The sequence below is a fragment of the Ruegeria lacuscaerulensis genome, assembly GCF_013031245.1.
Classification (GTDB): Bacteria; Pseudomonadota; Alphaproteobacteria; order Rhodobacterales; family Rhodobacteraceae; genus Ruegeria; species Ruegeria lacuscaerulensis_C.
Genome location: NZ_WPZL01000011.1, coordinates 45,207 through 70,443 on the forward strand (window position 1 = coordinate 45,207; position 25,237 = coordinate 70,443).

The window sequence follows — 25,237 nt, forward strand, 5'->3', positions numbered from 1 at the left end:
TCTGATCGGAAATTAGGCAAATATCATCGAGCTGAGCTTGCGACGACCGTTCAGAACGATCGGATCATTGGGCTTGAGCGCATCAAAGATCGTGAACAATTGCGCTTTGGCAGCACCGTCATTCCACTCACGATCGCGGCGGAACAGGTCCAGCAACTGCGCAACAGCCTCTTCAACGTCGCCATTCGCGTGCAGCGCCTGGGCCAGATCGAACCGGGCCTGATGGTTGTCGGGCTCGGCCTCAACCGCCGCGGTCAGTTCTGCAACCGGGCCAGCATCCGCCGCCTGTTTGGCGAGTTCCAGTTGAGCATGGGCAGCCTCAATCTCGGCCGAGGTGGAAATCTCTGCCGGAGCACCATTGAGGATGGCCTCGGCCTGTTCCAGATCACCCGAAGCGATATGGGATCGGACCAGCCCGCCATAAGCAGCAGCATGATTTGGGTCTTCGCCCAGAATGGCGGCAAAGGTCTGCGCCGCGTCCACGGCTGCGCCTTCGGCCAGCATTTCTTCGGCGGCCTGCACCGCTTCTTCCAGTTGACCACCGGGGCTTTCGCCGCCTGCGGCTTCAATAACTCGGTCCACGAACGCCTTGATTTCGGACCCCGGAACAGCGCCCTGGAATCCGTCGATTGGCTGGCCTTTGAAAAACGCATACACGGTCGGGACGGACTGAACGCGCATTTGTGCCGCGATCATCTGCGCCTCGTCCACGTTGATCTTGACCATCTTCACCGCGCCTTTGGCGGCGGTCACGGCCTCTTCCAACAAAGGCACAAGGGTCTTGCATGGGCCGCACCACGGCGCCCAGAAATCCACGATGACCGGGGTTTCCTGCGAAGCCTCGACGACATCGGCCATGAACGTGGCCTCGGACCCGTCTTTGATCAGGTCAGTGGTATCAGGGCCGGCTGCAGCGTTCAGAAGATCCATTGCATTCACTCTTTCGTTCGAACTCGCGCCCTATATGCAACTGCTGCGGGCAGAAACCAAGGGCCGAGTTGTGGAATTACAGGTCGAAACTTGCAAAGACCGGTGCGTGATCGCTGGGTTTTTCCCACCCACGCGCATCGCGGAGGATGCGGCTGGAATGGCCGGAATTGGAAATATCCGGTGTGGCCCAGACGTGATCCAACCGCCGTCCCTTATCCGCTGCGTCCCAATCGCGCGCGCGATAAGACCACCAGCTATAGAGCTGTCCTTCGGGGATGTCCTGGCGGGTGATGTCGACCCAACCACCTGCATCCTGCGTTTCGGCAAGGTGATCAACCTCAATGGGTGTGTGTGACACAACCTTGAGCAACTGCTTGTGCGACCACACGTCATCCTCGCGCGGAGCGATGTTCAGATCACCGACCAGAATGGACTTTTCCGGCTTTTCCGCATGGAACCAGTCGCGCATGTCGGTCAGGTAATCGAGTTTCTGGCCGAACTTCACGTTCTTGTCGCGGTCCGGCACGTCGCCACCCGCCGGCACATAGAAGTTGTGGATGGTGACGCCGTTCGCCAACCGCCCAGCGATATGACGCGCATGACCCAGTCCGGCGAAATCCTTGTCGCCCACCTCTTCCATCGGCAGGCGCGACAGGATGGCAACGCCATTATAGCCTTTTTGTCCGCGCGCGATCATGTGGGTGTAACCCAGTTCGGCAAACCCTTCGGTCGGGATCTTTTCGACCGGCGACTTGCATTCCTGCAAACACAGAATATCCGGTGCCTCTTCCCGCAGTAATTTCAGCACGATAGGCTCGCGCAAGCGGACCGAGTTGATGTTCCAGGTGGCAAGGGTAAAGGGCATGGGATGGGATTCCTCTGTCGCGATTTGCGCAACCTAGCGCGACGATTGGCGCGGCACCATGGGAAAAGAATTCTGGCGTGTTTGTTTTGATTTGCTTGGTGGCGTGGTTGGTTTCGGCTGCAACGTTCTGCACATGAAGCACAGGTGAATTCCACTTAATGAACCGCGGTGAATATGGAAATCACCCCTTTGGCTGCCAACATTTAAGGCATGGAATAAGGAGGAAACCATGACCAGACTAAAGACACTTGGCGCCGCCGCTCTGGCCAGCACCCTTGCCTTTGCCACCCACGCTGTTGCTGAAGACACACCCGATTTGCGCGGTGTATGGAGCGGCACCCACACCGTTGCAGCCTTGCCTAACGAACACAGCGATGGTGCTCCGCGTTTTAACCAATCCGAATGGGTTCTTGAGATAAAAGAACAACAGGACAATGCGTTCTGGGGAACCAGCAAGTGGAGCCGCACCGACTCAGACAGGTGGAATGAAGGCCAGGTGACGGGAACAATCAGTAGCGATGGATCCGGCTCAATTGCCATGGTCGAAAGCCGTGTCGGGGAAAAACGCCAGGTCAACGGATTGATCGATGCAACCTTTGAAGATGGCAAGATCTATGCCGATTTCCGTAGCCTGCGCAGTGGCCTCACTTATAGCACCGTGTTGGAGAACGACGGTACCAGCTAGCCTGTGAATTGGGACCGCAGATATGGATACCGGATTTGCGCACCCAAGCATCCGACAATTTCAGACCAACGGGTTAATTTACGCCCCAAACCGCTTTGCGCCAAAAAAAGGCCGGGCCATCAGGCCCGGCAGTCCAACAGGGAGGTGCATGTCATAACCCGGACATGCGCGGGTTGGGAGTAACCTAATGATGACTACAGGGTATCACTTTGATCCAAGTCAATCCACATCCAGTTAAGAAACCAGCCTATATCCACCCGATTCTGTGACCAAAAGGCGCGCATTGGACGGATCGGGCTCGATCTTCTGGCGCAGGCGATAGATGTGGGTTTCCAGCGTGTGCGTAGTGACACCGGCGTTATATCCCCAGACCTCGTGCAGCAGCACATCGCGCGCGACCACACCATCGGCGGACCGGTATAGGAACTTGAGAATATTGGTTTCTTTCTCGGTCAGGCGGATCTTTCGATCCTCCTCGGTGATCAGCATCTTCATGGCAGGCTTGAAGGTATACGGGCCCAGTACAAAGACCGCGTCCTCGGATTGTTCGTGCTGGCGCAGCTGGGCGCGGATGCGAGCCAGAAGAACCGGAAACTTGAAAGGTTTTGAAACATAATCGTTAGCGCCCGCATCCAGGCCCAGAATCGTGTCCGCATCGCTGTCATGGCCGGTCAGCATAAGAATCGGGCTTTTGACGCCCTGCTTGCGCATTAGGCGGCACAGCTCTCGTCCGTCCGTATCCGGCAGGCCGACGTCCAGAATCACCAGATCGTAGATCGCCTCACGGGCGCGCTCCATCGCTGATTGACCGTCATGCGCCTCGAACACGTCGAAATCCTCGGTCATCACGAGTTGCTCACTGAGCGCCTCGCGCAGGTCTTCATCGTCATCCACCAGCAGGATTTTCTTGAGCTGAGCCATGATCCGGTCCTCCTAAGCCTTTTCCACCACTTGCGCGCGGAATATGCAATCAACAAGGTTTACTGCAGCCGTTTCACGCCCTCGTGTCTGACGCTGAGGAAATGTTTCACATTTCCGTCTGATCAGGCTAGGAGAAAGTCTGAACGTTACAGGGTAACATAGATGAGCCTTATCCCGGATATTTCAGAATTGCTGGCACGGGCCCGCGCGGATCTGCGCATGGGGGTTCCGGTTGCGTTGACGGATGACAGGGGGTTCAGCGTGCTGGCCATCGCGACGGAAACGCTCAGTGCCCAACGGCTTGCGGATTTGCGTGGTCTCGGGGGAGAACTGGTGGTTGCGGTCACCGTGCGGCGGGCCGAAACACTCAAGGCGCGGGCCTATGACGGCGATCTTGCGCGCGTGATCATCCCGGCGGACGCTGACATAGCCTGGGTGCAGGCCGTGGCCGATCCATCGGATGATTTGAACACGCCGATGAAAGGGCCCCTGATGACTGAGCGTCAGGGCAATGCGCACCTGCATCGCATTGCCATCGCTCTGACCAAATCGGCACATTTGCTGCCCGCGGCCGTGGTTGTTCCGATCGAGGATGGCCGTGGTTTTGCAGCAACAAATGAACTGACTTGCATTGATCACACGCGCGCAGCGCCGCATCTGGCGGACCGCAGCGCCTTGCACGCGGTTGTTGCCGCGCGCCTGCCGATGGAGGTGTCCGAGGCCGGGCGGTTGCACGTCTTTCGCCCGGAAGATGGCGGCGAGGAACATTACGCCATCGAAATCGGGCGCCCGGATCGCGATAAACCGGTTCTGGCGCGGCTGCACTCGGCCTGTTTCACCGGCGATCTGATGGGCAGTCTGAAATGTGATTGCGGTCCCCAGTTGCGGGGCGCGCTGGCCCAGATGGGGTCGGAAGGGGCGGGCGTACTGCTGTATCTCAATCAGGAAGGCCGTGGTATCGGTCTGGCCAACAAAATGCGCGCGTATTTCCTGCAGGACCAGGGGTTTGACACCGTCGAAGCCAACCACCGGCTGGGATTCGAGGATGACGAGCGCGATTTCCGGCTGGGTTCGGACATTCTGAAATCACTGGGTTTCAGTTCGGTTCGACTGCTGACCAACAATCCAGCGAAAATCGCAATGATGGAAAAGACGGGGATCGCGGTGACCGAACGCGTACCGCTGAAAGTGGGGGAGACAGCGCATAACCGGGGGTATCTGGCAACCAAGGCGGCCAAGTCGGGTCACCTGCTGTGACCGTTGATGATCTTGTTCTGACCCCGTGCGGCATGCGTTTTGCCGGACGGTTATTTCCTTGCTCTATCGGTAAAGGTGGGCTTAGCGACGACAAGCGCGAAGGAGATGGTGCGACGCCAACCGGCCTGCACCATATCGTCGGTATGCTGTACCGGCCGGACCGGATCAAGAAGCCAGCCCCTTGGGCCATTCCGATTGGTCCGGGCGATCTCTGGTCGGATGACAGCAGCGATACTCACTATAACCACATGGTCAGCGCACCCTATACTTTCAGCCATGAAAAGTTGCGCCGTGCGGATCCTTTGTATGACCTGGTGCTAATTACGGATTGGAACTGGCCCAATTCCGTGCCCGGTCGCGGATCGGCTGTCTTTATCCATCAATGGAGGCGTCCCGGATACCCGACAGAAGGTTGCGTTGCCTTTCGCCGTGACCACCTTCTCTGGATCGCCGGCAGAGTATCCCCGGGGACACGCCTGGTTATCCCTCGGGCTTGACCCTTTCGCCAAAAATCGCAGATCCCACGCGCACATGGGTTGCGCCCAGCGCGATTGCCTTCTCGAAATCGCCACTCATCCCCATCGACAGGCCCTGCAATCCGTTGCGGCCGGCAATTTTGGCCAGCAATGCAAAATGTAGAGAGGGTTCTTCGTCGACCGGAGGGATACACATCAAGCCATGAATCGGCAGGTCCAGTGCCCGGCATTCGGCGATGAACGTGTCAGCATCGTCAGGTAATATTCCGGCTTTCTGTTCTTCTTCCCCGGTATTGACCTGAATGAACAGATCCGGGCAGGTGCCAACCTCCTGCGCCAGCCGTGCCAGTGTTTTCGCCAGCTTGGGCCGGTCTACCGAGTGGATCGTACTGAACAGTTCCATTGCCTGGCGGGCTTTGTTGGTTTGCAAGGGGCCGATCAGGTGAAGATCAATATCTGAATATTGCGCGTTGAAGCCCGGCCATTTGCCAGCAGCCTCCTGAACCCGGTTTTCGCCGAAACACCGATGCCCTTGATCCAGAACGTCCCGCACACGCTCATTCGGCTGCACTTTTGAAACTGCTATCAGCTTTACAGACCCCGCAGGCCGCCCTGCGGCGGTTTCGGCGTTGGCGATGCGGGCATTGATTTCTTGCAACGACATAGGGTTCCTCAATCTGCTTTGCCCGCAGAAAAACAACATCCCGGCACAAAAGAAAAGGGCAGGTCCGAAGACCTGCCCTTAAACCTCGCGGTTCAGATCAACTTAGAAGTTGAACTGAGCACCGAAGTCGGCTTGGATCGTGTCCGTACCAGCGTCGGAGTCGTTGCGGCCGATACCACCGCGCAGCGATGCACCGCCGCCCAGGTCGTAGATGCCGCCGATTGCAATCTGCTGTTTGTCAGCAGAAGCGTTACCGTCACCGTAGGTGAACAGCAGGGTGGTTGCAGCGCCCAGGTTGTAGGAAGCCGACAGACCCCATGCGGTGCCGTCGGTGGAGGCTACTTCGGTGGCGTCGTCTGCAACAAACAGAGTACCGCCAAAGTCACCCCATTCGCCACCCAGGGTCAGAACGGTCAGGCTTGGGTCGCTGCCCGTACCGCCGTCGGTTTGACCATAAGCGATAGCCGCGGTGATGTTGTTGAAGACGTAAGTCGCGCTGATGTCCCAACGGTCGCCGTCCGCGAAGGAAATTACACCACCGGTGCTGGACGCTACGCGCGCCTGGTCATACGACGCACCGAAAGAGAAGTCGCCAACAGCGTACTGGAAGAACACGGCGTTCGCGCCCGAACCGGTCGACGAATAGGCCAGGAAGTCATAGTTCACGCCCGAGTACTGACCCGCGAACAGTTCCAGACCAACTTCGTTGCCGTAGTAGTTTGCCAGGTTGTCGAAGGAGCCGGCAACGTTGCCCGCGTCAACACGCAGACCACCGTAGATGACCGAGAAACGTGCGCCGTTCAGGCCAGCCGAGTTGGCTTCGCCGTTGCTGTTTTCGTCAGCCTGCAGACGAACACGCGCCGAGAACTCAACACCACCGTCGGTTTCCGCGGTGCCGTCGATGTTCAGGCGGAAGCGCGAAACCAGGATGGTGTCATCCGGGTTGGGGTCGGACACGTTTGCTGTGGCGGTTACGGTAACTGTCGCACCGCTTGCGGTGGTCAAAGTGGTGGTAGCCGTTACCGGACGGCTGGTGGAACGGTCTTCCAGGTAGCCAAGACCAAAGCGGCCGTAGCCGCTGAATTTAATGTCGGCCGCGGCAACGCTTGCGGTTGCGATCAGAGCGGTCGATGCGAAGAGAACCTTTTTCATGGTGTTTCCCTCGTTTCCCTCGGTTTCAAAGTTTTTCTACTCGACACATGCCTCAGCACATGTCTCAGCACGGGAACCGTTTCGCTTTTTTTGCCCCCCTCACGCAAGCTTGGCTTAGGTCTGTTGTCTGCATTGACGGCAAATTGGTGCAAGGATGCCACAGTCCGTTTGTGGCCTGATCTGCTGGCAAGCCCACCCTTATGTGACATTAATAGGGTTGTTGCGGAACTGGACCTTGTCTAGGAGTAGCATTTAACAAGCTAAACCACGTGAAATAGGACCATTCGACAATGCGCCTGCAGACGATTTTCGGTTTGATCATAATCACTGCCGCCGTATCGGCCTGCGGACAAAATCGAGGCGCCGCGCCGAATCCCGATTTGCTTTATACTGACAGCACCCGCACCGAAGAGCGCGAGTTGAACGACCCGAATCGCTCGACCATCTGGGATGTGTTCGACAACGCCAACGCCGAGCAGATCACAAATGTGAATCGGTACCTGTGGGCGGCGTCGCTGGACGTTCTGAATTTCCTGCCCGTGCAGGAAGTCGATCCGTTTACCGGTGTTATCGTAACGGGTTACGGCACGCCACCGGGTGGAGGACGGCAGTATCGCGCGACGGTTCACATCAGCGACCCGGCGCTGGCAGCACGCTCGTTGTCGGTTTCGCTGCAAACAAGCGGCGGCTCTCCGGTGAGTGCCGCGACGACACGTGCGGTCGAGGACGCGATCCTGTCCCGTGCGCGTCAACTACGCATTGCGGACAACAAACTCTAGCAACCCGCCGAAAATCACAATATTACCACGCCGGGTTCTCACCCGGCGTTTTCATTCACGAAGGACCGTACGATGTCTCGCTACTCGGCCACCGAAATCGAAGCAAAATGGCAAGAAGCCTGGGACAAGGCCGGAATCTTCGCCGCCAGCCACAAGGCGGACAAGCCGAAATACTATGTGCTAGAGATGTTCCCCTACCCGTCGGGCCGCATTCATATGGGGCATGTACGCAACTATACGATGGGTGACGTGATCGCGCGGCATAAGCTGGCGACCGGGCACAACGTTCTGCACCCGATGGGTTGGGACGCTTTCGGGATGCCTGCGGAAAACGCCGCAATGGCCATCGGCGGCCATCCAAAAGACTGGACATACGGCAATATCGCCGACATGCGCGGCCAAATGAAGCCGCTGGGCCTGTCGATCGACTGGTCCCGCGAATTTGCCACCTGCGACCCAGAATATTACGGCCAGCAACAGGCGCTGTTTCTGGACATGCTCGACGCAGGACTGGTCTACCGCAAGAACGCCGTGGTGAACTGGGACCCGGTCGATATGACCGTTCTGGCCAATGAACAGGTGGAAAACGGGCGCGGCTGGCGCTCGGGCGCGTTGGTGGAGCGCCGCGAGTTGACGCAGTGGTTCTTTAAAATCTCGGATTTCTCCGAGGAACTGCTCGAGGCGCTTGACACGCTCGACAATTGGCCTGCCAAAGTGCGCCTGATGCAGGAAAACTGGATCGGCAAATCGCGCGGACTGCAATTCGCTTTTGAACGAACGGATGATGGAGAGCCGATCACGGTCTATACGACTCGTCCCGACACGCTGCTGGGCGCGTCCTTTGTTGGGATCTCACCAGACCATCCCATTGCCAAAATGCTGGAGGCCGGGAACCCGGAAGTCGCGGAATTCGTTGCGGAATGCCGCAAGGGTGGCACAACTGAAGAAGCCATCGAAACGGCGGAGAAGCTGGGTTATGACACTGGCATCCGCGTAAAGCATCCGCTTGATCCCAACTGGGAACTGCCGGTCTGGATCGCGAATTTTATCCTGATGGATTATGGCACCGGCGCGATTTTCGCCTGCCCTGCGCATGACCAGCGCGACCTGGATTTCTGCCGCAAATACGGCCTGCCCGTAGTCGACACCTTCTTTGCGCTGGATGATGACACGCCGGTCGACAAGATCGCCTTTGTCCCCCCGAAGACTGAAAACGTCCGCTGGGTGAACCATTTTGCGGGCCTGACCGAAGCCACGGGCGATGAGGCAATCGATGCCACAGTCGATTTCGCCGAAAAGGCGGGTTGGGGTGAGGGCGTCACCAAATACCGTCTGCGCGATTGGGGCCTGTCGCGCCAGCGTTACTGGGGCTGCCCGATTCCCGTTGTGCATTGCGGTACCTGCGGCGTGGTACCTGAAAAGAAAGAGAATCTGCCGATCCGCCTGCCTGACGACGTTACCTTTGACAACCCTGGCAACCCTCTGGATCGCCACCCGACCTGGCGGGATTGCCAATGCCCATCCTGCGGGGCTCCGGCCAGGCGCGAAACCGACACGATGGACACGTTTGTCGATTCGTCGTGGTATTTTGCCCGATTCACCGCTCCACACGCCGAAACGCCCACCGACCTGGCCGAGGCCGAATACTGGATGAATGTCGACCAGTATATTGGCGGTATCGAACATGCGATTCTGCACCTGCTTTATTCGCGGTTCTTCGCAAGGGCGATGAACATCACCGGTCATTTGCCGAAAAAAGCCATCGAACCATTCGACGCACTGTTCACGCAGGGCATGGTCACGCATGAGATTTACCAGACCCGCGACGACAAAGGCCGCCCGGTCTATCACCTGCCCGAGGATGTGACCGACGGCAAACTGGCCGATGGCACCGAGGTCGAGGTCATCCCGTCGGCCAAGATGTCGAAATCCAAGAAAAACGTGGTGGACCCTGTCAGCATCATCTCGGCCTTCGGCGCCGATACGGCACGCTGGTTCGTACTGTCCGATTCGCCGCCCGAGCGGGACGTGGAATGGACCGCCGCAGGGGCAGAGGCCGCCTATAAACACCTGAACCGGGTGTGGAATCTCTGTGACAAGATCGGGGCCGTGGACCCTGATGCAAAAGGCGAAGGCGACGAGGACCTGCTGCGCGAGATGCATAAGACCATTCGCGACGTTACACTCGGGGTCGAAAGCTTTGGCTTCAACGCAGCCATCGCAAAGCTTTATGCGTTCACCAATACGCTTGCCAAATCCAAAGCCGCTGCCGCAGCCCAGAAGCAGGCAATCAAGACATTGGCACAACTGATGTCGCCGATGACGCCGCACCTTGCCGAAGACATCTGGGCCCATCAGGGTGGTGAAGGTCTGGTGGCCGTTGCCCCCTGGCCGGTGGCTGACGAGGCGATGCTTGTTGACAATACCGTCATCCTGCCGATCCAGATCAACGGCAAGCGCCGCGCGGAAATCAGCGTGGCCAAGGATCTGGACAAGGCCGAGGTTGAAAAAATCGCGCTCAGCACCGAAGCTGTGCAAAAGGCGCTGGATGGAAATGCGCCGAAAAAGGTGATTGTCGTCCCGGGCCGGATCGTAAATGTCGTTGTTTGATCGCAGAACTTTGCTGATGCTCCCGCTGGCGCTGGCCGCCTGCGGCTTTGAACCTGTCTACGCGCCCGGCGGCGCGGGGTCGGCGCTTAACGGCAGGGTCGAGGTTTCCGCCCCGAACACTGTTGAAAGCTATCTGCTTGTGCAGAATCTGGAACAACGGCTGGGCCGCAGCGCCACTTCGGGTAAGGAATACGTCCTGAACGTAAGGGTTACCACCGTATCCCGGCGCCAGGCGATCACCACGACCAACGTGACCAACCGCTACACGATCGAAGGACGCGCCAACTTTTCGCTGAAATCGAATGAAACAGGGAAGGTGCTTGCTTCCGGCAACGTTTCGGATTTCGTCGGCTATTCCGCTGCGGGATCTACTGTGTCCACGCTTGCGGACGAGCGCGACGCAAGAGAACGCCTCATGGTGATTCTGTCGGACCAGATCGTGAACCGCCTGTACGCCGCACCGGATCTGTCAAAATGAAGCTCAGCCCGCGCGAGGCTGAAGGGTATTTCGCCCGACCCGACGCCGACAAAGCCGGGCTGTTGATCTACGGCGCGGATGCGATGCGCGTGGCGCTGAAACGGCAACAGGTTCTGGCCGCGTTGCTGGGCCCCAATGCCGAAGAGGAAATGCGTCTGACCCGCATGCCGGGCGCCAATCTGCGCGGCGAACCCGCCCTGCTGCTGGACGCGGTCAAGGCAGTGGGTTTCTTTCCCGGCCCGCGCGCTGTTTTTGTCGAAGACACGACGGATGTAGCTGCTCTTGCGCTGATCGCTGCTTTTGAGGACTGGGCTCCGGGCGATGCCCAGATCATCGTCACTGCCGGGCAGCTCAAACCCAGTTCCAAAATCCGCAAGGCATTCGAGGCGCACCCGGCGGCCTATGCGGTCGGCATCTACGACGACCCGCCGTCGCGGGGGGAGATTGAGCGAGTTCTGACCGACGCGGGGTTACGGAACATCCCACAGGACGCCATGTCGGCGATCGCCGAACTGGCGACCGGGATCAGCCCGGGAGATTTCGCGCAAACAGTTGAAAAACTGTCACTCTATAAACACGGTGACAGTTCAGAACTGACCATCGAGGATATCGAAGCCTGCGCGCCCCGCTCGACCGAGGCCGCATTGGACGACGTTCTGAACGTAGTCGCCGAGGGTCGTGCCGGAGAAATCGGCCCGCTGATCCGACGGTTGCAATCGCAAGGCACCAACGCGGTGAGCTTGTGTATCGGGGCGACCCGGCATTTTCGTACGCTTTACGCCTGCGCCTCTGATCCCGGCGGGGCGGCACAGGGCATCGGCAAACTGCGGCCTCCGGTCTATGGCAAACGACGCGACCGGATTTTACGGCAGGCTCAGGGCTGGGGCGCGCCGAAACTGCAGACGGCCTTGACGGTTCTCACAGACACTGACTTGTCGCTACGTTCGGCAGGCCAGACGGCACCGGCCATGGCGCTTGTCGAACGGGCCATGATCCGTCTGGCGATGCTGGCTCGGTCGCGCTAAGCGACGCGGCGCAGCCAGTCCGCGGCTGACTTACCGGCCCAACGACCGCTCGCCAGACAGGCGGTCAGCAAATAGCCACCGGTCGGCGCTTCCCAGTCCAGCATTTCCCCCGCGCAGAATACGCCCGGCATTGAAACCAGCATCAGCCCATCGTTCAACGCGGCGCGCGTGACCCCTCCGGCCGTGGAAATTGCTTCGTCCATCGGGCGCAGTCCGGAATGCCGAATCGGGAGGCGCTTGAAGACACCGGCCCATTCCTCTGGCTTCGGTGGTCCGCCCTTAACCATCTCGTGAAACAGCGCGATTTTCTGCGGCGGCAAGTGGAGTGACTTTTTCAGCCATTGCGACAGCGTGGTTTTGGCTTTCCTGGAAGAAAGGCGCGCTTGCAGAGCGTTTTCGTCCAGATCGGGAACCAGATCGACAGTAAGCGGCGCGCCGTTACGCAAGGCCGGGGTCAGGGAATACAATCCCCCACCCTCCAGCCCTTTCGCTGAAATCGTCGCTTCACCACGGCTCTGCACGTCTCCGGCCGCCCAGCGGACCGATTTCAACGCCGCACCGAAATGGGGCTGCATGTGGTGGCTCCAGTCCACGGACAGGGCTGAGTTCGCTGGGGCAAACGGAGCGAGACCGACGCCTTTGTCTCGCAGAAACCGCGCCCAATGCCCGTCTGATCCAAGTCGGGCCCAGCTTGCCCCGCCCAAGGCCAGAACTGTCACATCCGCCGCAATGACGTGCCTGCCATCCGTAGTGTCGAATGCAAGCGAATCGCCAACCCAGCCAACCCAGCGCCAGCGGGTCCTGATCTCAACCCCCGCGGTCTCAAGCCGCCCGAGCCAGGCCCGTAGCAGAGGAGAGGCCTTCATCACGGTCGGGAACACCCGGCCTGTCGAGCCGGTGAACACCTCCCGCCCCAGCCCCCGCGCCCATTCCTGCACGCCAACGGCGTCGAAATCGGCAACAATCGGGCGCAGCCAGTCTGCCGACTCGCCATAGGATCGAAGCAGAGTTTCGAACGGTTCGTCCTTGGTCAGGTTCAGGCCCGATTTACCAGCCATCAGAAACTTGCGCGCCACCGAGGGTTTGGCTTCGGCCACCAGAACATCGTGGCCTGCTGAGGCCAGTTCCTCCGCCGCCATCAGGCCTGCGGGTCCGGCCCCGATTACCACTGCCTGCGCCATTGCCGTACCCTTGCGTTCTGCGCCGTCCGGCGCGACTTTGTGATTACCATGTCGAACAGTGATCCGATCTGCCCGCTCTGTGACCGCCCAATCCCCGACGGGGTCGGCAGCCTGCACCATCTGATCCCAAAACTCAAAGGGGGCAAGGGCGGACCCACGGTATTGCTGCACCAGATCTGCCACAAAGAGGTTCATTCCACCCTGACCGAAGGCGAGCTTGCGCGCGAGTTCAATACGGTCGAAGCCCTGCGTATCCATCCAAGATTGGAAAAATTTCTGAACTGGGTCCGTAAACGCCCGCCCGGTTTTCGGTCAAAAGTGCCGGGCAAACGACGCAAGCGGTGATCAGCCGGGCCGGACCGGATCGCCAAAGGCATCCCGGATCGAGTCATTCAGCCCTTGCACCTCCAATCCCCGATAATCCGGAACCGGAGCAAACTGCGCTCCGGCGAGGTGCTGGAACTCCAACGTTGTGTAGGGGCGCTTCCACAGCCATTCGCGGTTTTCGACCGACCAAAGATCTGCATTCGGCGGCACCTCTTCGGTAAACGCATAGAAATGCAGATCAAATCCGTATTGGGACACATCTTGCATCGACAAAAGGCGCATACCTTGTGCCCGACAGAACGTGTCCTCGGCAGTAATGTCGCCGGTGCGCAAGGTGATCTGTCCGATGCAGGCATCAGCAAAAGGATCATCGGGGTCTGCCGCGTTTTCGGGGCGGTCGCCCTCGAAATCGTGCTGGAGCAGTTCGATCACAAAGCCTTCAGGGTCTTTCAGGTGACACATGTAGCCAATGTCCAGAAACTGTTTCGGGTCCGAGACCTCAACCCCCTTTTTCCCTAAATATGCAACGGCAAGGTCGACATCCGGTACGGTGATCCCGATCTTCCAGTACCTTTGGCCACCGTCATGAACATACCCGCCGCCACCCGGCATCAGCAGAAGGTCCGCGTCCTGACCGGCATATCCAACGCGGCGGTTCGGCCCCTGCTCCCATACCAACATGCCCAGAGCATCCGCATAGAACCCGGCCAGTTTGTCGGGGTCAGCTGCGCGCAGCAGCACAGCGGACAACCTCATTGACACATCCTTGCGATACCAGCCGCAATCTGCGGGTCGGCGGCAAGACTGTCTGCAACCAGTTCACGCGCCACCTGCATCAGCACTTCGGGTTCAACCACCCGATCCACAAGACCGAAGGTATAGGCCTCCTCCGCCGTGATCTTTTGCCCTGCCATCAGAACCATCTTGGTGCGTGCTGGCCCAATCAGGGCGGCCATGCGCAAAGGGTCAGAAGGTTGCGGCAAAAAACCCAGTTTCATGACCGGATAGAAGAATTTGGCCTGCGGCACCGCGATGCGGATGTCACAGGCCAGCACCATACCGTTTGCCCCACCCGCAAGCGTTCCGTTCAGAGCCGCGACTGTCAAACAAGGCAAGGCGGCGATTGCTCCGGACAATCGCTCCCACACGTCCGAGGTCGCAAGACCGGCCCGAGCTTCGTCCAGATCGGCCCCGGCGCTGAAGACCTTGCCTGTGCCGGACAGGATGAGGGCACGGGCCTCGGTTGCATCTTCGGCAATCTCGGCCAGTTCGGTCAGCATGGCACCCGTCAGGGCGTTAGCCTTGGTCGGGTTATTGAGTGTGACGGTCCACAACCCATCCGCCTTTGTCAGTTCGATCACGTCAGCCCAACCCTTCGCCGGATATCTTCGCGCCGCAGCGAGATTTCGGTGCCCAGAAATTCGTCCGCATCGTCCGAGCACATCCATAAAAGCGCCCGCGCGGGCCAATCGGCGGGGATGTGGTCGTTCCAGTCCAACTGGCTGACGGCGTTGATACCGCTGGCCTTGATGACCCGCTGCATGTCGGTGGCCACGGTTCCGGGCGACAGGCCCATGGCGCGAATGCCGTGAATGGACTCCTCAAGATGCAGGCATTCTGTCAGCATCTTTGCCCCCGCTTTCGAAGCGCAATAATGGCTCCATGCCTCAATTGGGTTGGACGCCGCGCCGGACGATACCGTCAACACGGTACCTCCACCCGCTGCGCGCATAACGGGCATGGCAGCGCGCATTCCGTAGAAAACACCCTTGAGGTTAATGTCGATCGCCTTGCTCCACGCAGTGACATCGGCATTGGTCAAATGAAAGATTGGATCGATCACACCCGCATTGCCGATCAGAACGTCCAGCCCTCCGAACCGGTCAACGCAATCTGCAACCGCTTGCTCCACCTGCGCGAAGTCGCTGACATCACATCCCAGCGCGATTGCATTGTCACCCAGGGCTGCGGCCAATGCCGCGATCTGATCCCTGCTGCGGGCAACCAGTGCTACATTTGCCCCGGCTGCGGCAAATACACGCCCCGCCTCGGCACCGATGCCACGGCTGGCCCCAGTTATCAGTACGGTTTTCCCCTGCATCTAGACCCTCTACCTCTGTTGGATTGAGATTGAGTGAATCTCTACCGCGCGAACGGGGAAAGGGTCCAGCCCTTGCCCCTTGACGCCCGGCGCTGCAAGCACGACGATGCGCGCAAATTTATCAAGAAGGGTTCTGTAATGTCCGTTTTCCTTCGCCGCAGTTGCGGCGCAGTTTTGGCTTATGCCGCTATAACCCAGGGCGCGTTCGCCGATGTCACCGCACAGGAGGTCTGGGATGATTGGCAGGCTTACCTGACCCAGATGGGCTACACCGTTTCGGGCGATCAATCTGTCTCGGGCGACGTGACCACGATCACGGATATGACCTTTGCGGTGGAAATACCGGACCAGGACGGATCGTTCCGCATGGTCGTTCCCGAGATGACCCTGACCGAGAACGGTGACGGTACCGTCAGCATCGGTTTACCCGAGAGCTTCCCCATGACTCTGTCGGGCGAAGAAGGCGACGAAGAATTCTCGGTCGATATCGGATACTCCCACAGTGGATTGCAGATGGTTGTTTCGGGCGCGCCGGACGACATGACCTATGACTATTCCGCCGAGACGCTGGGGATAAAACTGGATGAGCTGACCGTTGATGGCGAACCCCTGCCGGATGACGTTCTGGGCGTGCAAATCGCGTTGGCCAACCTGGCGGGCAGTTCGCGGATGAAAATCGGTGAAAATCGCGATATAGATCAGAAATTTACCGCCGACGGGCTGACCTATGATCTGGTGTTCAACGACCCGGAAAGTAATGAAGACGGCAAAATCGACGGATCGCTGAACCAACTGACCTTTGAAGGCACCAACGTCATCCCCGCAGGTTTTAACGTCGCGGACCCGCAGGCTTTTTCCAAGGAAGGATTCTCGTTCTCCGGCCTCTTTACCTATGCTTCGGGCAAGACCGCCATTGCCGGCACCAGCGAAGGCGAAGCGTTTTCAATTGGCAGTGAATCCGAAGGCGGGCGGTTTGGCGCCAGCTTCGATTCCCAGCGCCTTGCGTATGATGTCGAACAAAACAGCTCGAAGCTGGCGGTTACGACCGCCGATCTGCCCTTCCCGATCGAAATCGCGATGGCCAATGCCGGGCTGAAATTCGAGTTCCCGGTGCAGGAATCCGAAGAAATCCAACCCTTTGGGTTCGCCATGAACCTGACCGATTTCACCATGTCGGATGTTTTGTGGAGCATCTTTGACCCGGCTGGCGCTTTACCGCGTGATCCGGCAACCATTGCGCTGGACACCACCGGCACGGCCAAGATCCTGACGAATATCTTTGATCCGGCCGCCGTCGAAGAACTGGAGTTTTCCGAAGAAGCTCCGGGTGAACTGCATTCACTGAAGATTAACGAGTTGCTGGTGTCGCTGGTCGGCGCAAAGCTGACCGGTGACGGCGATTTCACTTTCGACAATTCGAACACCGAAGAATTCGACGGCATGCCCGCCCCGTCGGGCATTGCGAACCTGAAACTGGTGGGCGCAAACGCTCTGATCGACAAACTGATCGGCATGGGCCTGGTTTCCGACAGCGACGCGTTGGGTGCACGAATGATGATGGGTCTGATGGCCGTTCCCGGCGAAGAACCGGACACTCTGAACTCAAAAATCGAGTTCACGGAAGACGGTCAGATTCTGGCAAATGGTCAACGCATCAAGTGATGACATCTTGGGAGGGCGGCCCGGCTGCCCTCCCCCCATTGGCGTCGACTTGCACCCGCGCCAACCACCTCCTTTTGCACCATTCAATACAACTGTAGGTCTTGCGGGACGGGCAGTCCAAGGCTAGGTCCAATGCAATAAGACCGGAGGCCGCATGACCCGAACACCTGAAGAAATCAGCCAAAACCTGCTGGATGCGGCGCGCGATGCCGGAGCCGAAGCGGCGGATGCCATCGTGCTTGATGGCTCTTCGGTATCGGTCGAAGTGCGCAGCGGAGCATTGGAACATGCCGAACTCTCAGAAGGCACAGACCTTGGGTTGCGGGTATTTCTGGGCAAACAGCAAGCCATCGTTTCAAGTTCGGACAGTCGCCCTGAAACGCTGAAAGCCATGGCCGAGCGCGCCGTTGCCATGGCGCGCGAAGCCCCCGAAGACCCGTTCACCGGTTTGGCGGATGCCGATCAACTGGCCAGTAACTGGGACGTAAAGGCACTGGAATTGTTTGATCCTGCTCCGGAGCCAGCAGCCGAAGACCTCTTGCATGACGCGCTGGCCGCCGAAGCTGCGGCCCTTGCGGTTCAGGGGGTCGCGCAGGTATCCGATGCGGCAGCGGCCTATAGAACACATCGCGTGCATCTCGCTGCTACAAACGGGTTTTCTGGTGGCTATGTCCGCAGCAGCCGCTCCACATCCTGCGTGGCGATTTCAGGCGAAGGCACCGGGATGGAACGCGACTATGACGGGGACAGCCGCACCTTTCAAAGCGATCTGCGCAGCCCCGAAGAGATTGGCCGGACCGCAGGCGAACGCGCCGTTGCGCTGGTCGGCGCCCGGAAGCCCGCCACCGGCACTTTTCCCGTGCTGTTCGATGAACGCATTTCGTCCTCATTGATTGGCCACCTTCTGGGGGCCAGCAATGGCGCGGCCATTGCCCGTGGCGCGTCATGGCTGAAGGATTGTCTGGGAGAGCAGGTGCTGCCGGAACAACTGTCTCTGATCGAAGACCCGTTTCGCCCGCGCATCGCGGGATCTCGTCCCTTTGACGCCGAAGGGCTGCCGACCAGGCGTCGGGCCATTGTCGAAAACGGAGTTCTGACCGGCTGGACACTGGACCTGTCCAGCGCGCGCAAACTGGACATGACCCCGACAGGGAATGCGGCGCGGGGCGTGTCCGGACCGCCATCGCCCAGCAACTGGAACCTCAGCCTGACGCAGGGCGATCAAAGCCGCGCCGACCTGCTGCGCGATATGGGCACCGGCCTGCTGGTGACATCCATGATCGGATCGACGATCAACCCGAACACGGGTGACTATTCTCGCGGGGCGTCAGGTTTTTGGGTCGAAAACGGTGAAATCACCCATCCGGTCAACGAATGCACCATCGCGGGCAATCTGCGCGATATGCTGAAACGGATCATCCCTGCCAATGATGCACGCCCCTATCTGTCACGCGTGGTCCCGTCGGTGCTGATCGAAGGAATGACACTTGCCGGCAACTGACCTGCCCCTGCTGATCGACGCCGCATTAGAGGCCGGAAAGATCGCAACCCGGTATTCGGGCACCACGGCGCAGCGCTGGGACAAACCGGACGGCGCCGGCCCCGTGACCGAAGCCGATCTGGCCGTCAACGCGATGCTGGAACAGCGGCTGCCTGTCGCCCGGCCCGGCTATGGCTGGTTGAGTGAAGAGACCGAGGATTCCAAGGATCGGCTGACAAAGGATCGTGTGTTCATCGTTGACCCGATCGACGGCACCCGCAGCTTTGCCGAAGGGTCGCGCACATGGGCGCATTCTCTGGCCATTGCCGAACAGGGCGAAGTGGCTGCCGCCGTGATCTATCTGCCGCTGCGCAATCTTCTTTACGCCGCGGCCAAAGGACAAGGTGCGACGCTGAACGGCACGCCGATCAGGGTATCTCAGGTCTCCGACCTGGAAGCAGCGGAAATCCTGGCCGCCAAACCCAATCTCGACACGCGCCACTGGCGGCAAGGCCAGCCACCCACCTTCCAGCGGAAATACCGCCCTTCGTTGGCTTACCGCATGGCTCTTGTCGGGCAAGGCCGTTTCGACGGAATGCTGACGCTCAGACCCAGCTGGGAATGGGATATTGCCGCCGGTGATCTGATCATCCGCGAGGCAGGCGGCATATGTTCGAACCGGCTGGGACAGCCTTTGAAATTTAACAACGCCCATCCGCGCCTGAACGGCGTGGTCGCAGCAGGCAGGGTCATACACGAAACGCTAAGTGCACGGCTTGACCCGGACAGCACCGGAATCAACCCATGAGCAAGCCGCGCTCACTTAGTCTGGCCGCGTACCGCGTTCTGTCCTGGAGCGTGCCGAACAATGGCAACCACCCCCAAATTCCGCGGCCCGAGGGCGAGCTCTTATGGGTTCATATCTGTTCACAGGACCGTCTGCGCGCCGTCAAAGGTTTCTGCCGCAGGCTGCAGCTGGTCCGTCCTGATCTTTCGGTTCTTTTGACCGCGCCTCCCGAAGCCAATTTGTCGCGTTGGGACCGTGGTGAATACCTGCTGGTGAACCTTCCGTCGGAACAAACCGGCGCGGCACGGGCATTTCTGGATCACTGGCGTCCGGATGCTGGCCTCTGGGTTGGTGGTGGGCTGATGCCCAACATTATCACCCGCGCCGAAGAACGCGGTATCCCTCTAATCCTCATCGAGGCAGAGGTCGATATCAAGGTCGTGCGAGGGGGCGGATGGCTACCCGATATCACCAGATACACCTTTGATTGTTTCAAGGCGATCCTGACAACGACGGCCGAAACGGCCCGGCAAGTCCGCCGCCTGGGCATAGCCTCGGTCAAAGTCAAGGAATCTCCGCCGCTGCATGTCAGTCCGAACCCGCGACCATGGCCCGAAGACGAACTGATCGAAACAAATCACGCTCTGGCGGGCCGCCCCGTTTGGCTGGCAGCACGTGTGCAGGCGAAAGAGTTTATCTCGGTCCTCAGCGCACACCGTCAGGCGATGCGGATGCTGCCGCGGCTGGCCCTGGTCTTGCATGTCGCGGATATAGCCGAGGCAGACCCATTGCATCGTCGGCTGGAAACCATGGACCTGCGCTGTTCCAACTGGGATACAAGCGGGCAGATCGAAGACACGACGCAGGTCATCCTGTCAGCAATTCCCGAGGACCTGGGCCTTTGGCACCGGGTTTCGCCGGTGACCTTCATGGGCAGCTCGCTGGAACGCGGCGCAGGCAGTCACGATCCGCTGGTCGCCACGGCCCTTGGGTCGGCGGTCATCCACGGCCCTTTTGTTCATCTCCATCAGCAAGTGTACGATCAGCTGGACAGGGCCGGCGCCGCGCGCGAGGTGAGGTCGGCTACTGAACTGGGTGACGCTGTTGTTGAGCTGCTGGCCCCGGATCGCGGCGCGGATATGGCGCTGGCCGGATGGGAAATCGTATCAGAGGGCGCACCACAAGCTGATCAATTGATCGAACTGGTGCTGGATTACCTGGATCAGCGGAGCGAAAACACGTGAGAGCACCTGATTTCTGGAACACTTCGCCTGATGATCCGGACCTGCGCGCCAGAATACTAGCCCCGCTGGGGCGCATGTATGCCGCCGCGACCGCCCGCCGGGTCGCTTCGGAACCCGGAATCAGTCCGGGCGTACCCGTCATTTGCATCGGCAATCTGAACGCGGGCGGAACCGGTAAGACGCCAACGGTTATCTGGATAGTCGAACAATTGCGCGACGCCTGGCACCAGACCCATGTCGTTACGCGCGGCCATGGCGGATCACTTGATGGGCCCGTGCGCGTTGACCCCGGCAAACACACTGCCGCTCAGGTCGGGGATGAGCCGCTGTTGCTGGCGGCTTTTACCGAAGTTTGGGTGGCCAAGGATCGCGCTGCCGGGGCCAAGGCCGCCGTTGACGCCGGAGCAACCGTGATTGTCCTGGATGACGGGTTCCAGAACCCCTCGGTGGCCAAAGATCTATCGGTCATCGTTGTCGATGCGGCACGCGGGTTTGGCAATGGCCTGTGCCTGCCTGCCGGTCCATTGCGGGAACCGGTCGATATCGGGTTGCGTCGTGCCGATCTGGTTCTGTCGCTGGGGGAAGCCGCCGCGCAAACCCAATTCGCAAAACGTTGGGGTGACAAGTTGACCGCGCCTCACGCCACCGGCGCGGTCGAGCCGCTGCAAACCGGCATGGACTGGAGCGATACACCCGTTCTGGCCTTTGCGGGCATCGGCCACCCCGAGAAGTTCTTTGCCACCCTGCGCCAGCAAGGCGCGGAACTGCTGCGGGCCGAGGCTCTGGACGATCACCAGCCGCTGACACCAGCCCTGATGGCGCGGCTTGAGAACGAAGCGCGGCTCCTGGGTGCGCAGATGGTGACAACGGAAAAAGACGCCGTTCGCCTGCCCGCCGCGTTTCGCAGCAAAGTCATCACCCTGCCCGTACGTCTGAAGGTGAATGAGGGTGACAAGGTCAGGGACATGCTGCTGCAAATAGCCCCGTCACCCTGAAGGGCGACCGGCCCGTATCGAGCCGGCCGTATTAGCAATTAGCTACCCAGTTCGTCTTCAATCAGCTTCTTGAAGTCGTCGTAGGACTGGTTATCGACTTTCTTACCGTTCACGACGAACGTAGGCGTGGCCTGAATGCCGTCACGCTCGGCGTTTTCCTGATACCAGGCCACAAGCGTCTGGGCGCGGGTGCCGTCCTGAAGGCAGGCCTCAAGCTGGTCATTGTCGATACCCGCCAGACGACCGATCTTGCGCAGTTCGTCCACGATCTCGGCCGGACCTCCGGCTTTGGTCCATTCGGATTGGCCTTCGTAGATCAGGTCGGAAATGCCAAAGAATTTCTCGGGTCCACCGCAGCGGGCAATCATCGAGGCCCACAGACCATAGCGGTCAAAATACACCTCGCGATAGATGAACTTCACCTTGCCGGTGTCGATGAAATCCTTCTTCAGCTGCTTAAATGCCCCGGTGTGGAAATTGGCGCAATGCGGGCAGGTGTAGGAGGCATATTCGATGATCTCGACCGGCGCGTCCTCGGCACCCTGCACCATTTCGACGATTGTCGAGGTGTCCAGATCGGCCTCTTGTGCCTCGGCGCTGCTGATCAGCGGATAGGAGGGGTTGGAATTCGACAGCGACAGCCAATAACCGCCAGCGGCAACGGCGACAGCCGCACAAATTCCGGTTGCAATACGGCTCATTACTCAGCCCTTTCTCAGCGTTTTTGCTTGGATAAAACGTTACGGCCCAGACGTTCAAGTGCCGCGCGCAGATCACCGTCATTGACGTCACGCGCGGTTCGGTCCGCCTCGGCCGCGATTTCTGGTTCGATCTTGGGTTTCGCCGGTTTCGGCTTGTGGTCGAAACTGGCTTGCCCCTCGGCAAATCCGGTCGGAGCGGTCTGCGTGATGCGCACCCGGCTGATCGCGTTATAGCCATAGACCGCATTCACCTTGCCGCGCAGCTGTTCTTTCTGCATCTCCAACATCGGCGCCTGCGGTCCGGTGGTCAGCACGGTCAGCGTCGCGCCGATCCCGCCTTTGCCATAGCCCACATTTACGGGTCGCGCGATGGCGGCCATATCCTGTCCCACAATCTCGGACCAATGAGTCAGAAGGCGCGACACGGCAAATCCCCGGCTTTCCCCGGCGCGCCGAATCTGGTCGTTCAGCAATGTCGCGGTGCGTTTGAACCCGCGGGTCGAAGAACGTCTGCGCTGCATCTGGTTTCCAACTCCTGCGCCGCTATTGTAAAGGGCATACAAATGGGCGCCAGCGAAACCCGACAGGGAGATAGATAAAACTTGCGTGACACCGGTGAATTCGACGTGAGCGGCGCTCTGCTGGGCTGGTATGACCGCCACGCCCGCGAAATGCCTTGGCGCGTCGGGCCTGCGGACCGGGCTGCGGGCGTGGTGCCCGACCCCTATCGAGTCTGGCTCTCCGAAGTGATGCTGCAACAGACAACCGTTGCCGCCGTACGCGACTATTTCCTGCGCTTTACGACCCGCTGGCCGACGGTCGGCGCGCTGGCCGCGGCACCCGATGATCAGGTCATGGGTGAATGGGCCGGTCTGGGCTACTACGCGCGTGCCCGCAACCTCCTGAAATGCGCGCGGGTCGTGGCCAATGAACAGAGTGGTCGGTTCCCCGACACTTACGACGCCCTGCTGAAACTGCCGGGAATCGGGCCCTATACGGCCGCCGCGATTTCGGCCATCGCTTTCGACCGCCCCGAGACGGTGCTGGACGGCAACGTCGAACGCGTGATGGCCCGTCTTTACGACATCCACGAACCCCTGCCGGGATCAAAAACGATTTTGAAGGAAAAAGCCGCCACTCTGACGCCTGACGCCCGCCCGGGCGACTACGCACAAGCGGTGATGGATCTGGGGGCTACGATCTGCACGCCGAAATCTCCGGCCTGCGGGATATGCCCGTTGCGCGATCCCTGTCAGGCGCGTCTGGCCGGAACTCAATCAGACCTGCCGCGCAAAACGCCGAATAAACCCAAACCTACGCGGTACGGGCACATCTACATTGCTCACGGCGACACCGGCGCCCTGCTTCTGGAACGCCGGCCGGACAAAGGCTTGCTGGGCGGTATGCTGGGCTGGCCAGGATCCGATTGGTCCGATACCCCGGTCGAGACGCCCCCCTTCCCGGCGGACTGGCACTCACTTGCGGGTAAGGTGCGGCATACCTTCACACATTTTCACCTGATCCTGCGCATCTGGACGGCCCCATTGCCGCCAAACACTGCCCCCGACGGCCTGATTATCGTGGAAAAACACGCCTTCCGCCCGAGTGACCTGCCGACCGTAATGCGCAAGGCTCATGACCTTTGGCGCACCCGGTAACCCATTGTACGCCGTGGCAGGGTATGGCTAACCTCGGCGCAATTGTACGGAGCCAAATAATGACCGCATCAGACGCCCTGTCACGCTGGCAATCGGCCCTGCCCTTTTGGGCATCACTCCTGCTGATCCCATTGATCTGGGTCACCGCCATAGCGGGCAGCTGGTGGGTGTTGCTGGTGCCGCTGTCGACGTGGTGGGTCTTTGCCGTTCTGGACCGTCTGACCGGGCTGAATCTAACCAACGCCGATCCTGAAACCCCGGACAGTGCGTTGCGGTGGTACATCCTGTTAACCAAAACCTGGGTTCCGGTGCAGTTTCTGACCCTCTACGGGCTGATCTGGTTCGCGACCCACACCGATCACCTGTCGCCGCTGGCGAAGGTAGGCCTGTTCTTTGGGATGGGTGTGCTGTCCGGTACAATCGGCATCAACTACAGCCATGAACTGATGCACCAGAAAGGGCGGCTGGAACGCTGGTTGGGCGATATTCTTCTTGCGATGGTTCTGTATTCGCATTTCCGGTCGGAACATCTGCTGGTCCATCACCGATATGTCGGCACGCCGCGCGACCCGGTCACTGCGCGCTACAACGAGGGCTTTCATCGGTTCTACCCGCGCGTCCTGAGGCAATGCCTCGTTTCAGCCTTCCGCGCGGAACGTGACAAACTGGCGCGCAAGGACCGACCGTGGACCGACCGCTCGAATCCCTTCTGGCGTTATTGGACGCTTCAGGTCGGAATGCTGGCCCTGGCCTTCGCAATCGGAGGCCTCTCTGGTCTTGCGCTGTTTCTGATCCAGGCCGGGGTCGCCATCTGGCAGCTGGAACTGGTCAACTACGTCGAACACTATGGCCTGACGAGAAAACACCTTGGTGAGGGCAGGTATGAACATGTGCAGCCACGTCATTCGTGGAACGCGTCGCACAAAGCGTCCAACTGGCTGCTGATCAATCTGCAACGCCATTCAGACCACCACTTCAAACCCAACCGCCGCTTTCCATTGCTGCAGCACCATTCCGAAGACGCCGCCCCGCAACTACCCTATGGCTATCCGGTGATGACTGTTGCGGCGATGATCCCACCGCTATGGCGTCGCGTCATGAACCCGCGGGTCCGAGCATGGCGACGCCAGTACTACCCCGAGGTCACGGACTGGGTGCCTTACAACAAATCTCTGAACCCGTTACCAGGATCCTGACCGCAGCGCGCGCAGGCGCGCTGCCCGGCCCAACGGTCCGCCTTGCATCTGAGATGCATGGCC

At 59.7% G+C, this 25,237-nt stretch carries 26 protein-coding genes; 15 read left to right on the forward strand and 11 right to left on the reverse strand.

The genetic code is table 11. The features are described from left to right. Nucleotides 1-12 precede the first annotated feature (12 nt). Both GOX66_RS14260 and GOX66_RS14265 read right to left on the reverse strand, forming a co-directional pair. Nucleotides 13-930: a thioredoxin family protein gene (locus GOX66_RS14260; RefSeq protein WP_170763406.1), complete on the reverse strand. Its 918-nt coding sequence runs from the start codon at nucleotides 928-930 to the stop codon at nucleotides 13-15. Nucleotides 931-1,006: 76 nt separating this feature from the next. Then, nucleotides 1,007-1,795 carry an exodeoxyribonuclease III gene (locus tag GOX66_RS14265; protein ID WP_170763407.1) on the reverse strand — a complete coding sequence of 263 codons (789 nt, stop codon included), beginning with the start codon at nucleotides 1,793-1,795 and terminating at the stop codon, nucleotides 1,007-1,009. Between the two features lie 229 nt (nucleotides 1,796-2,024). Here GOX66_RS14265 and GOX66_RS14270 point away from each other — a divergent pair, with 229 nt between their 5' ends. Then, complete coding sequence (locus tag GOX66_RS14270; RefSeq protein ID WP_170763408.1) at nucleotides 2,025-2,480, forward strand: hypothetical protein; 456 nt, start codon at nucleotides 2,025-2,027, stop codon at nucleotides 2,478-2,480. Between the two features lie 234 nt (nucleotides 2,481-2,714). Here GOX66_RS14270 and GOX66_RS14275 read toward each other — a convergent pair whose 3' ends face one another. Then, nucleotides 2,715-3,401 carry a response regulator transcription factor gene (locus GOX66_RS14275; RefSeq protein WP_170563518.1) on the reverse strand — a complete coding sequence of 229 codons (687 nt, stop codon included), beginning with the start codon at nucleotides 3,399-3,401 and terminating at the stop codon, nucleotides 2,715-2,717. 162 nt (nucleotides 3,402-3,563) lie between these two features. Between GOX66_RS14275 and ribA the strand changes: the two genes are divergently transcribed. Further along, a complete protein-coding gene (ribA, locus tag GOX66_RS14280) occupies nucleotides 3,564-4,658 on the forward strand; it encodes a GTP cyclohydrolase II (RefSeq protein ID WP_170763409.1) in 1,095 nt (364 codons plus the stop codon). Then, on the forward strand, nucleotides 4,655-5,155 hold the full coding sequence (locus tag GOX66_RS14285) for a L,D-transpeptidase family protein (RefSeq protein WP_170763410.1): 501 nt from the start codon (nucleotides 4,655-4,657) through the stop codon (nucleotides 5,153-5,155). The genes ribA and GOX66_RS14285 overlap by 4 nt, the downstream gene beginning before the upstream one ends. Here the strand turns inward: GOX66_RS14285 and GOX66_RS14290 are convergent. Together GOX66_RS14290 and GOX66_RS14295 are read right to left on the reverse strand one after the other, a co-directional pair. Next, the gene (locus GOX66_RS14290; RefSeq protein WP_170763411.1) at nucleotides 5,139-5,798 is read right to left on the reverse strand and encodes a YggS family pyridoxal phosphate-dependent enzyme; all 660 of its coding nucleotides are present in this window, start codon (nucleotides 5,796-5,798) and stop codon (nucleotides 5,139-5,141) included. The two genes, GOX66_RS14285 and GOX66_RS14290, sit on opposite strands and share 17 nt — an antisense overlap. A 102-nt stretch (nucleotides 5,799-5,900) precedes the next feature. After that, the gene (locus tag GOX66_RS14295; protein ID WP_170763412.1) at nucleotides 5,901-6,950 is read right to left on the reverse strand and encodes a porin; all 1,050 of its coding nucleotides are present in this window, start codon (nucleotides 6,948-6,950) and stop codon (nucleotides 5,901-5,903) included. 290 nt (nucleotides 6,951-7,240) lie between these two features. Here GOX66_RS14295 and GOX66_RS14300 point away from each other — a divergent pair, with 290 nt between their 5' ends. The 4 genes from GOX66_RS14300 to holA all read left to right on the forward strand — a co-directional run bounded on the left by GOX66_RS14300 (nucleotide 7,241) and on the right by holA (nucleotide 11,842). Then, nucleotides 7,241-7,729 carry a DUF3576 domain-containing protein gene (locus GOX66_RS14300; RefSeq protein WP_170763413.1) on the forward strand — a complete coding sequence of 163 codons (489 nt, stop codon included), beginning with the start codon at nucleotides 7,241-7,243 and terminating at the stop codon, nucleotides 7,727-7,729. Nucleotides 7,730-7,801: 72 nt separating this feature from the next. Next, nucleotides 7,802-10,339 (forward strand): leucine--tRNA ligase, encoded by a 2,538-nt coding sequence (leuS, locus tag GOX66_RS14305; protein WP_170763414.1) that lies wholly within the window; start codon nucleotides 7,802-7,804, stop codon nucleotides 10,337-10,339. Beyond that, nucleotides 10,326-10,817: an LPS assembly lipoprotein LptE gene (gene lptE, locus GOX66_RS14310; protein ID WP_170763415.1), complete on the forward strand. Its 492-nt coding sequence runs from the start codon at nucleotides 10,326-10,328 to the stop codon at nucleotides 10,815-10,817. The genes leuS and lptE overlap by 14 nt, the downstream gene beginning before the upstream one ends. Continuing rightward, nucleotides 10,814-11,842: a DNA polymerase III subunit delta gene (gene holA / locus GOX66_RS14315; protein WP_170763416.1), complete on the forward strand. Its 1,029-nt coding sequence runs from the start codon at nucleotides 10,814-10,816 to the stop codon at nucleotides 11,840-11,842. The genes lptE and holA overlap by 4 nt, the downstream gene beginning before the upstream one ends. Here the strand turns inward: holA and GOX66_RS14320 are convergent. Beyond that, nucleotides 11,839-13,023, reverse strand: a complete 1,185-nt coding sequence (locus GOX66_RS14320; protein ID WP_170763417.1) for a TIGR03862 family flavoprotein — start codon at nucleotides 13,021-13,023, stop codon at nucleotides 11,839-11,841. The genes holA and GOX66_RS14320 overlap by 4 nt on opposite strands. Nucleotides 13,024-13,071: 48 nt before the next feature. Here GOX66_RS14320 and GOX66_RS14325 point away from each other — a divergent pair, with 48 nt between their 5' ends. Beyond that, entirely contained in the window at nucleotides 13,072-13,368 is a 297-nt protein-coding gene (locus tag GOX66_RS14325; RefSeq protein WP_170763418.1) for an HNH endonuclease, read from the forward strand. Here the strand turns inward: GOX66_RS14325 and GOX66_RS14330 are convergent, their stop codons facing one another. The 3 genes from GOX66_RS14330 to GOX66_RS14340 are packed head-to-tail and all read right to left on the reverse strand — an operon-like array spanning nucleotide 13,369 to nucleotide 15,451. Further along, complete coding sequence (locus GOX66_RS14330) at nucleotides 13,369-14,106, reverse strand: VOC family protein (protein WP_170763419.1); 738 nt, start codon at nucleotides 14,104-14,106, stop codon at nucleotides 13,369-13,371. Further along, on the reverse strand, nucleotides 14,103-14,711 hold the full coding sequence (locus GOX66_RS14335; protein ID WP_170763420.1) for an enoyl-CoA hydratase-related protein: 609 nt from the start codon (nucleotides 14,709-14,711) through the stop codon (nucleotides 14,103-14,105). Before GOX66_RS14335 ends, GOX66_RS14330 begins: the two co-directional genes overlap by 4 nt. Next, a complete protein-coding gene (locus tag GOX66_RS14340) occupies nucleotides 14,708-15,451 on the reverse strand; it encodes an SDR family oxidoreductase (RefSeq protein ID WP_170763421.1) in 744 nt (247 codons plus the stop codon). Before GOX66_RS14340 ends, GOX66_RS14335 begins: the two co-directional genes overlap by 4 nt. Nucleotides 15,452-15,589: 138 nt before the next feature. Here GOX66_RS14340 and GOX66_RS14345 point away from each other — a divergent pair, with 138 nt between their 5' ends. The 5 genes from GOX66_RS14345 (at nucleotide 15,590) to lpxK (ending at nucleotide 21,619) form a co-directional block, all read left to right on the forward strand. Next, nucleotides 15,590-17,113, forward strand: coding sequence for a DUF2125 domain-containing protein (locus GOX66_RS14345; RefSeq protein ID WP_170763422.1), 1,524 nt, complete (start codon nucleotides 15,590-15,592; stop codon nucleotides 17,111-17,113). A gap of 154 nt (nucleotides 17,114-17,267) precedes the next feature. Further along, complete coding sequence (locus GOX66_RS14350; protein ID WP_170763423.1) at nucleotides 17,268-18,614, forward strand: TldD/PmbA family protein; 1,347 nt, start codon at nucleotides 17,268-17,270, stop codon at nucleotides 18,612-18,614. After that, nucleotides 18,601-19,401 carry an inositol monophosphatase family protein gene (locus GOX66_RS14355; protein ID WP_170763424.1) on the forward strand — a complete coding sequence of 267 codons (801 nt, stop codon included), beginning with the start codon at nucleotides 18,601-18,603 and terminating at the stop codon, nucleotides 19,399-19,401. The genes GOX66_RS14350 and GOX66_RS14355 overlap by 14 nt, the downstream gene beginning before the upstream one ends. Next, nucleotides 19,398-20,624, forward strand: coding sequence for a 3-deoxy-D-manno-octulosonic acid transferase (locus tag GOX66_RS14360; RefSeq protein ID WP_170763425.1), 1,227 nt, complete (start codon nucleotides 19,398-19,400; stop codon nucleotides 20,622-20,624). Before GOX66_RS14355 ends, GOX66_RS14360 begins: the two co-directional genes overlap by 4 nt. Further along, the gene (gene lpxK, locus GOX66_RS14365; protein ID WP_170763426.1) at nucleotides 20,621-21,619 is read left to right on the forward strand and encodes a tetraacyldisaccharide 4'-kinase; all 999 of its coding nucleotides are present in this window, start codon (nucleotides 20,621-20,623) and stop codon (nucleotides 21,617-21,619) included. The genes GOX66_RS14360 and lpxK overlap by 4 nt, the downstream gene beginning before the upstream one ends. 38 nt (nucleotides 21,620-21,657) lie before the next feature. Here lpxK and GOX66_RS14370 read toward each other — a convergent pair whose 3' ends face one another. Both GOX66_RS14370 and GOX66_RS14375 read right to left on the reverse strand, forming a co-directional pair. Next, nucleotides 21,658-22,320 (reverse strand): DsbA family protein, encoded by a 663-nt coding sequence (locus GOX66_RS14370; protein WP_170763427.1) that lies wholly within the window; start codon nucleotides 22,318-22,320, stop codon nucleotides 21,658-21,660. 14 nt (nucleotides 22,321-22,334) lie between these two features. Beyond that, complete coding sequence (locus GOX66_RS14375) at nucleotides 22,335-22,841, reverse strand: DUF721 domain-containing protein (protein ID WP_170763428.1); 507 nt, start codon at nucleotides 22,839-22,841, stop codon at nucleotides 22,335-22,337. Between the two features lie 81 nt (nucleotides 22,842-22,922). Here GOX66_RS14375 and mutY point away from each other — a divergent pair, with 81 nt between their 5' ends. Further along, nucleotides 22,923-23,978, forward strand: a complete 1,056-nt coding sequence (gene mutY, locus GOX66_RS14380; RefSeq protein WP_170763429.1) for an A/G-specific adenine glycosylase — start codon at nucleotides 22,923-22,925, stop codon at nucleotides 23,976-23,978. 59 nt (nucleotides 23,979-24,037) lie between these two features. Then, nucleotides 24,038-25,174, forward strand: coding sequence for an alkane 1-monooxygenase (locus GOX66_RS14385; RefSeq protein ID WP_170763430.1), 1,137 nt, complete (start codon nucleotides 24,038-24,040; stop codon nucleotides 25,172-25,174). Nucleotides 25,175-25,237: the final 63 nt, after the last annotated feature.

Bases quoted from the DNA above. Each gene is read 5' to 3' on its own strand.
- leuS (WP_170763414.1), top strand. From the start codon at position 7,802: ATGTCTCGCTACTCGGCCACCGAAATCGAAGCAAAATGGCAAGAAGCC.
- GOX66_RS14340 (WP_170763421.1), bottom strand. From the start codon at position 15,451: ATGCAGGGGAAAACCGTACTGATAACTGGGGCCAGCCGTGGCATCGGT.
- GOX66_RS14360 (WP_170763425.1), top strand. From the start codon at position 19,398: ATGAGCAAGCCGCGCTCACTTAGTCTGGCCGCGTACCGCGTTCTGTCC.
- GOX66_RS14325 (WP_170763418.1), top strand. From the start codon at position 13,072: ATGTCGAACAGTGATCCGATCTGCCCGCTCTGTGACCGCCCAATCCCC.
- GOX66_RS14295 (WP_170763412.1), bottom strand. From the start codon at position 6,950: ATGAAAAAGGTTCTCTTCGCATCGACCGCTCTGATCGCAACCGCAAGC.
- GOX66_RS14300 (WP_170763413.1), top strand. From the start codon at position 7,241: ATGCGCCTGCAGACGATTTTCGGTTTGATCATAATCACTGCCGCCGTA.
- GOX66_RS14345 (WP_170763422.1), top strand. From the start codon at position 15,590: ATGTCCGTTTTCCTTCGCCGCAGTTGCGGCGCAGTTTTGGCTTATGCC.
- GOX66_RS14270 (WP_170763408.1), top strand. From the start codon at position 2,025: ATGACCAGACTAAAGACACTTGGCGCCGCCGCTCTGGCCAGCACCCTT.
- GOX66_RS14330 (WP_170763419.1), bottom strand. From the start codon at position 14,106: ATGAGGTTGTCCGCTGTGCTGCTGCGCGCAGCTGACCCCGACAAACTG.
- GOX66_RS14385 (WP_170763430.1), top strand. From the start codon at position 24,038: ATGACCGCATCAGACGCCCTGTCACGCTGGCAATCGGCCCTGCCCTTT.
- GOX66_RS14290 (WP_170763411.1), bottom strand. From the start codon at position 5,798: ATGTCGTTGCAAGAAATCAATGCCCGCATCGCCAACGCCGAAACCGCC.
- GOX66_RS14375 (WP_170763428.1), bottom strand. From the start codon at position 22,841: ATGCAGCGCAGACGTTCTTCGACCCGCGGGTTCAAACGCACCGCGACA.
- GOX66_RS14320 (WP_170763417.1), bottom strand. From the start codon at position 13,023: ATGGCGCAGGCAGTGGTAATCGGGGCCGGACCCGCAGGCCTGATGGCG.
- lptE (WP_170763415.1), top strand. From the start codon at position 10,326: ATGTCGTTGTTTGATCGCAGAACTTTGCTGATGCTCCCGCTGGCGCTG.
- GOX66_RS14265 (WP_170763407.1), bottom strand. From the start codon at position 1,795: ATGCCCTTTACCCTTGCCACCTGGAACATCAACTCGGTCCGCTTGCGC.
- ribA (WP_170763409.1), top strand. From the start codon at position 3,564: ATGAGCCTTATCCCGGATATTTCAGAATTGCTGGCACGGGCCCGCGCG.
- GOX66_RS14275 (WP_170563518.1), bottom strand. From the start codon at position 3,401: ATGGCTCAGCTCAAGAAAATCCTGCTGGTGGATGACGATGAAGACCTG.
- GOX66_RS14350 (WP_170763423.1), top strand. From the start codon at position 17,268: ATGACCCGAACACCTGAAGAAATCAGCCAAAACCTGCTGGATGCGGCG.
- GOX66_RS14370 (WP_170763427.1), bottom strand. From the start codon at position 22,320: ATGAGCCGTATTGCAACCGGAATTTGTGCGGCTGTCGCCGTTGCCGCT.
- GOX66_RS14260 (WP_170763406.1), bottom strand. From the start codon at position 930: ATGGATCTTCTGAACGCTGCAGCCGGCCCTGATACCACTGACCTGATC.
- holA (WP_170763416.1), top strand. From the start codon at position 10,814: ATGAAGCTCAGCCCGCGCGAGGCTGAAGGGTATTTCGCCCGACCCGAC.